Here is a 5,705-nt window from a genome sequence, read left to right as displayed (position 1 = left end):
TCTCGTGAACAGTTCGCGCACGGAGCGCGGAAACTGTTCACGAGAACGGAAGGGTGGGGTGGGACACTGGCGGGGTGGGGATGACGGCCGAGGGAATCGAGTTGCGGGCGCCGGTCGATGCTGATGCGGCGGCGGTCGCCGCGGCGGTTCAGCGGTCGCTCGACGAGTTGGTGCCGTGGATGCCCTGGGCGAGCGACGCGTACGGCGAGACCGAATCGCTCGCCTGGATCCGCGGGGAGTTCGGGGAGGCGCACCGCTTCGTCATCGTCGAAGAGGCGAGTGGCGAGATCGTCGGGTCATGCGGGCTGAACCAGATGGACGAGCTGAACCGCTCGGCCAATCTCGGCTACTGGGTTCGATCCGATCATGCGGGAAAGGGGATCGCGACCGCCGCCACGAGACTCCTCGCGGAATTCGGGCTGCGAGAAGTCGGCTGTCACCGCGTCGTCGTCGTGATGTCGACCGAGAACGAAGCAAGTCGTCGGGTCGCGGAGAAGGCCGGCGCCCACCACGAGGGGATTGCGCGTGGGAAACTCCTGCTGCACGGTCGCTTCCACGACGCGCACGTCTTCAGCTTCGTCGATGAGACCGCGTCAGCGGGCGGGTGACGGCGGGTACCAGATGTCGTCGTCGTTGACCAGGATCGCGTCGGCCTCCGACGGTCCCCACGACTTGCGGAAGTACGGAAAGATCGGGCCCGGGTCGTCGAGTGCCGGCTGCACGACTCGCCAGGTTCCCTCGACCACGTCCTGGCGGGCGAACCGGCGCAGCGAACCCATGAGGGCGTCTCCGAGCAGTCGTTCGTACGCCTCCTGTCGTTCGCCCAGTGCGGCAGCGAAATCGACGTCGACGTCCACCTCCTGGCTGTCCATGTTCGGACCCGGGGTCTTCGCCTGCAGTGCGAAGGTGACGCCGTCGTTGTTGCCGAGGCGGAGCCGGATCAGGTTCCGCTCCGGAACCGGGCTGTCGACCTCGTCGAACAACATGCGCGGTGGGCTCTTCAACTCGATGACCGCTTCGGTCGCCGCCTCGGTCAGCCCCTTGCCGACGCGCACGTACCACGGCACACCGGCCCATCGCCACGAGTCGATCTCGAGACGAGCCGCCACGTACGTCTCGACCTCGGAGTCCTCGGCCACGCCGGGTTCGTCGCGGTAGCCGACGTACTGACCCCGCACGAGTGCATTCGAGTCGATCGGGCGCATCGCGTTGATGACCTTCGCCTTCTCGTCCTGCAGGAAGCCCGGATCCGACCCGGCAGGCGGCTCCATCGCCAGCAACGCCACGACCTGCAGCAGGTGGTTCTGCAACACGTCACGGATCGCGCCGACACCCTCGTAGAAGCTGCCGCGACCTTCGATGCCGATGCTCTCCGACATCGTCACCTGGACGCTGCGCACGTAGTGCCGGTTCCACACCGGCTCCAGCAGCGTGTTGGCGAAGCGGAAGACCAGCAGGTCCTCGACCGCCTCCTTGCCGAGGTAGTGGTCGATCCGGAAGATGTGGTCCTCGGGGAAGACGCTGTGCAGGATCCGGTTCAGTTCGACAGCCGACTCGAGGTCCCGTCCGAACGGCTTCTCGACGACGATCCGCCCGCGTTCGTTCAACCCGATCGCGGCCAGGGCCTCGGCGACGGTCGGGAACATCGTGGGTGGAATCGCCATGTAGAACACGGCGGTCGACGACTCGAGCCGGTCGAGCGTGTCGCAGAGCTCCTGCCACGTCGCGTCGGAGGAGTAGTCACCCTGGATCAGGTCGAGGCGTGATTCCAACGAGTCGATCACGTCGGGATCCGGATCGGTGACGTGTTCCTCGATCGACTCGCGTGCGTGTTGTCGGAACTCGTCGTCGGACCAGTCGCTCCGCGCCACGCCGATCACCGGGACGTGCAGCGTTCCCGACTTCTCCAGGGCGTAGAGCGACGGGAACAGCTTGCGTTTCGCCAGGTCGCCGGTTGCGCCGAACAGGACGAGCGCGTCGGCTTCGGGTTGGGTGGTCGTGATCTGGGTCGTGTCGACGTAGACCCCACCGCGCTGATCGCTGATGTTCCCGCGCGGGTCGCTCATCGCGTCGACCCCTTCTTCTCCTTGTGTCCACCGAAGCCCGCTCGCATCGCGGACAGCGCCTTGTTCGCCACGTCGTCGCGACCACGTGAGGCGAAACGCTGGAACAACGCCGCCGACAGCACCGGAACCGGGACCCCCTCGTCGATCGCTGCGGCGATCGTCCACCGCCCCTCGCCGGAATCGCTGACGTGACCCGAGTACTGGCTCAGTTCGGGGTCGTCGACATACGCCTCAGCGGTGAGGTCGAGCAGCCACGAGGCGATCACCGACCCACGTCGCCACACCTCGGTGACCTTCCCGAGGTCGATGTCGAACTGGTAGTAGTCCGCCGAGTCGAGAGGGGCGGTCTCGGCATCCTGCTCGTGCTCGACCTTGCCGATGTTCGCCTTGTCGAGCACGTTGAGTCCCTCACCGAATGCCGACATCACTCCGTACTCGATCCCGTTGTGGACCATCTTCACGAAGTGCCCGGCGCCGCTCGGCCCACAGTGCAACCAGCCCTGCTCCTCGGGCGCGATGTCGCCGGTTCGGCCCGGAGTGCGGGTCGCTGCCTCGACGCCCGGCGCCAACGTCTCGAACACGGGCTGCAGACGTTCGACCGCAGTGTGGTCACCGCCGATCATCAGGCAGTAGCCGCGTTCGAGGCCGGCGACACCGCCGCTCGTGCCGACATCGACGTAGTGGATGTTCTTCGGAGCGAGTTCCTTCGCCCGGTCGACGTCGAGGTGATACCAGGAGTTTCCGCCGTCGATGATGGTGTCGTCCTCGTCGAGCAGCGGCACCAGATCGTCCAGGGTTCCCGTGACGAAGGCGGCCGGGATCATCACCCAGATGGACCGCGGAGCGTCGAGCTTCGCGACGAGATCCTCGAGCGACTTCGCTCCGGTGAATCCCTCCTCGACCATCGCGTCCACCGCGGTGGGATCGACGTCGTGGACGACGCAGTCGTGACCTCCCCGCTGGAGTCGTCGCACCATGTTGGCGCCCATGCGCCCGAGTCCGATCATTCCGAGTTGCATGCGCACAGACTGCCACGTCAATCTGACCGGTGTGGCCCTGACCTCCGACGAGATCGAGCGCGATGTCACGCTCGGGACGTCCGCCCATGCCGCGCTGATGACCCGACTGGCAGCGCTCGCCGACGAGGACCGGCTCGAGGTCGCCGATGCTTCCCGGCTTCCCGGTTGGAATCGAGCGCAGGTGATCACCCACCTGGCCCGCAACGCGGATGGGCACCGACGGATGATCGAAGGCGCGGGACGCGGCGAGATCCTGGAGCAGTATCCGGGCGGAGTCGCGACGCGGCAGCACGGGATCGATGCGGGTGTCGACCGCACGTCGACCGAGGTGCTCGCCGACCTGTCCGCGGCGATCGGAGCGCTCGAAGCGGCGTGGAGCAGCACGGATTGGCGAGGTGTCGGCCATCGGACCGTGCGTGGCGACACGCCGATCGGGAGGCTGCCGTTCCTGCGGGTGCGCGAAGTCGCACTGCACGGCGTCGACCTCGACATCGGCATCGAGTTGTCGGACCTCGACCCGCTGTACGTCCGTCTCGAGATCGGCCGTCTGGAGATGCTGTGGAGTGCTCGTCAGCCGATGGGGATGACGCCCCTTCCGAACGCGGTCCTGTCGCTGGATCCGCCCACCCGGCTCGGATGGCTGACCGGCCGGGTCGACGTCGACGGCGTCGACCCTGCCGGGGTCTTCTGAGGCTGCTCGACGTCGCTCACCGATGGTTCGCGATCGGGGTTGACAACGCCGCGTTTCGTCCTAATATACAACCAGATGGTTGTACGTCTTGAACTCTCCGACGGCGAAGTGGATCGCCTCTTCCGGGCGCTCGCCGATGCGACGCGGCGTGACATCGTGCGACGCACGTTGGTCGGTGAGGCCTCGGTCAGCGAGCTCGCCGACGCGTACGACATGAGTTTCGCCGCCGTGCAGAAGCACGTCGCCGTGCTGGAGGAGGCCCGACTCGTGACCAAGGAACCACGCGGACGCGAACGGATCGTGCGCGCCGATCCCGAGCAGATCGGCCGTGCCCGGGCGCTGCTCGTCCAACTCGAGGAGCTGTGGCATGCGCGCTTCAGTCAACTCGATGCCGTGCTCGACGTCGACCCCGACACCTGATCTCCGTCCATCCCATCTCGATCTCATCCCATCAATCCCATCTCCGAAGGAGACAGCAACATGCCCATCACCGAAACCACCTCCGATCCCGAAGCACTCACCCTCACGGTGGTCGGGGAGTACGACGTTCCCGTCGAGCGCCTGTGGCAGGCGTGGAGCGACCCCCGCCAGATCGAACGGTTCTGGGGTCCGCCGGAATGGCCGGCGACCTTCACGCGCCACGACATGGTGGCGGGAGGCCGGTCCGACTACTTCATGACCGGGCCCGACGGTGAGCGGTCGAGCGGCTACTGGACATTCGAGCAGGTCGACGACGGCCGATCGTTCACCGCCGTCGACGGCTTCGCAACGGACGACGGTGTGGCGAACGACGACATGCCGACGATGACGTTCGACGTGCGGTTCGAGGCCACTGCCGACGGTTCGCGATTCGTGAACGTGACGACCTTCCCCGACCTCGCGTCGATGGAGAAGTTGGTCGAGATGGGCATGGTCGAGGGCATGACCGCCGCGATGGGACAGATGCCGGACGTCCTGGCCGACCTCACATCGTTCGCCCACGGTCGGGACACCGAGGTGCAGTTGCTCACCGAGACGACGGCCCGCTTCAGCCGGGTGATCCGCGGCTCCGTGGAGCAGGTGTGGCGAGCACATCATGACGTCGGCCTGCTGCAGCGCTGGATGCTCGGTCCCGACGGATGGACGATGCCGGTGTGCGAGCCGGGTGAGCAGGTCGGTGACACGTATCGCTACGAGTGGGCGTCGGACGACGGGGACGAACGCTTCGGTTTCGAAGGTGAAGTGTTGGAGTCGACGCCGCCGAACCGTGAGGTGACGACCGAGGGAATGATCGGCATGGGTGGTCCGTCCACCCGCAACGAGATGACCTTGACGCCGGCCGACGGTGCAACCCTCCTCACGTTGGTGATCACCTACCCGAGCGCGGAGCTGCGTGAACAGATCATGGAAACCGGCATGATCGACGGGATGGAGGCGTCCTACGCCCGACTCGAAGAAGCGTTGGTCGGAGCGAGCGCCTGACGATCGGTCCGCGCTTCGTCAATCGATGTCGGTGCTTCCTCCGACGTCGATGTCGGGCGGGAGCACGCGCGGATCATCGAGGATGTCCATGGTCCGGTCGGTGTCGAGTGAGCGTGTGAGACGGCCGAAGTCGTCGATCAGGCCGGCCAGGTCCTCGATGCGGGATCCGTCGGCGAGTTTCGTCTCGATCCGCTCGAGGAGGTCCTCGGCCTGAGCGATCGTCTCGGCGTCGTCGGTCTCGCGAGGTCGGTCGATCCGGTCGTCGTCCGGATCCTCTCGGCCCTTCCGGGTGTGGAGGACACCGATCCCGAGACCGAACACCGCGAGCACGAACGCGACATTGCGGACCTCGCCGAATCCGAGGTCGGTCTCGCGGACCATCCACTTCACGACGGCGCCGGTGCCGTCTTCGAGGATGGAGAGAGGCATCTCGACCCCGCCGATCGCAATCGGCCCCATCACCGAACT

General features: G+C 66.3%; 7 protein-coding genes. 4 read left to right on the top strand and 3 right to left on the bottom strand.

Annotated features, from left to right (window positions below; translation table 11 throughout):
• Positions 1 to 80: 80 nt before the first annotated feature.
• Positions 81 to 608 carry a GNAT family N-acetyltransferase gene (locus ON45_RS20260; RefSeq protein ID WP_040496543.1) on the top strand — a complete coding sequence of 176 codons (528 nt, stop codon included), beginning with the start codon at positions 81 to 83 and terminating at the stop codon, positions 606 to 608.
• On the opposite strand, the gene zwf is transcribed toward ON45_RS20260, so the two are convergent.
• Positions 594 to 2,066, bottom strand: a complete 1,473-nt coding sequence (gene zwf, locus ON45_RS20255) for a glucose-6-phosphate dehydrogenase (protein WP_083915204.1) — start codon at positions 2,064 to 2,066, stop codon at positions 594 to 596. The genes ON45_RS20260 and zwf overlap by 15 nt on opposite strands.
• Positions 2,063 to 3,085: a phosphogluconate dehydrogenase (NAD(+)-dependent, decarboxylating) gene (gene gnd, locus ON45_RS20250; protein ID WP_040496542.1), complete on the bottom strand. Its 1,023-nt coding sequence runs from the start codon at positions 3,083 to 3,085 to the stop codon at positions 2,063 to 2,065. Before gnd ends, zwf begins: the two co-directional genes overlap by 4 nt.
• On the opposite strand from gnd, the gene ON45_RS20245 reads away from it, so the two are divergent.
• The 3 genes from ON45_RS20245 (at position 3,084) to ON45_RS20235 (ending at position 5,237) form a co-directional block, all read left to right on the top strand.
• Positions 3,084 to 3,776, top strand: coding sequence for a maleylpyruvate isomerase N-terminal domain-containing protein (locus ON45_RS20245; RefSeq protein WP_051063489.1), 693 nt, complete (start codon positions 3,084 to 3,086; stop codon positions 3,774 to 3,776). The two genes, gnd and ON45_RS20245, sit on opposite strands and share 2 nt — an antisense overlap.
• 75 nt (positions 3,777 to 3,851) lie before the next feature.
• Positions 3,852 to 4,196: an ArsR/SmtB family transcription factor gene (locus ON45_RS20240; RefSeq protein ID WP_040496541.1), complete on the top strand. Its 345-nt coding sequence runs from the start codon at positions 3,852 to 3,854 to the stop codon at positions 4,194 to 4,196.
• Positions 4,197 to 4,256: 60 nt separating this feature from the next.
• Positions 4,257 to 5,237 carry an SRPBCC family protein gene (locus ON45_RS20235; protein WP_040496540.1) on the top strand — a complete coding sequence of 327 codons (981 nt, stop codon included), beginning with the start codon at positions 4,257 to 4,259 and terminating at the stop codon, positions 5,235 to 5,237.
• Between the two features lie 18 nt (positions 5,238 to 5,255).
• Here the strand turns inward: ON45_RS20235 and ON45_RS20230 are convergent.
• The coding region (locus ON45_RS20230) for a hypothetical protein (protein WP_040496538.1) at positions 5,256 to 5,705 on the bottom strand (450 nt) is incomplete at its 5' end.

Source organism: Ilumatobacter nonamiensis YM16-303, from assembly GCF_000350145.1.
GTDB lineage: Bacteria > Actinomycetota > Acidimicrobiia > Acidimicrobiales > Ilumatobacteraceae > Ilumatobacter_A > Ilumatobacter_A nonamiensis.
This window is presented reverse-complemented; position numbering and strand designations above follow the sequence as displayed.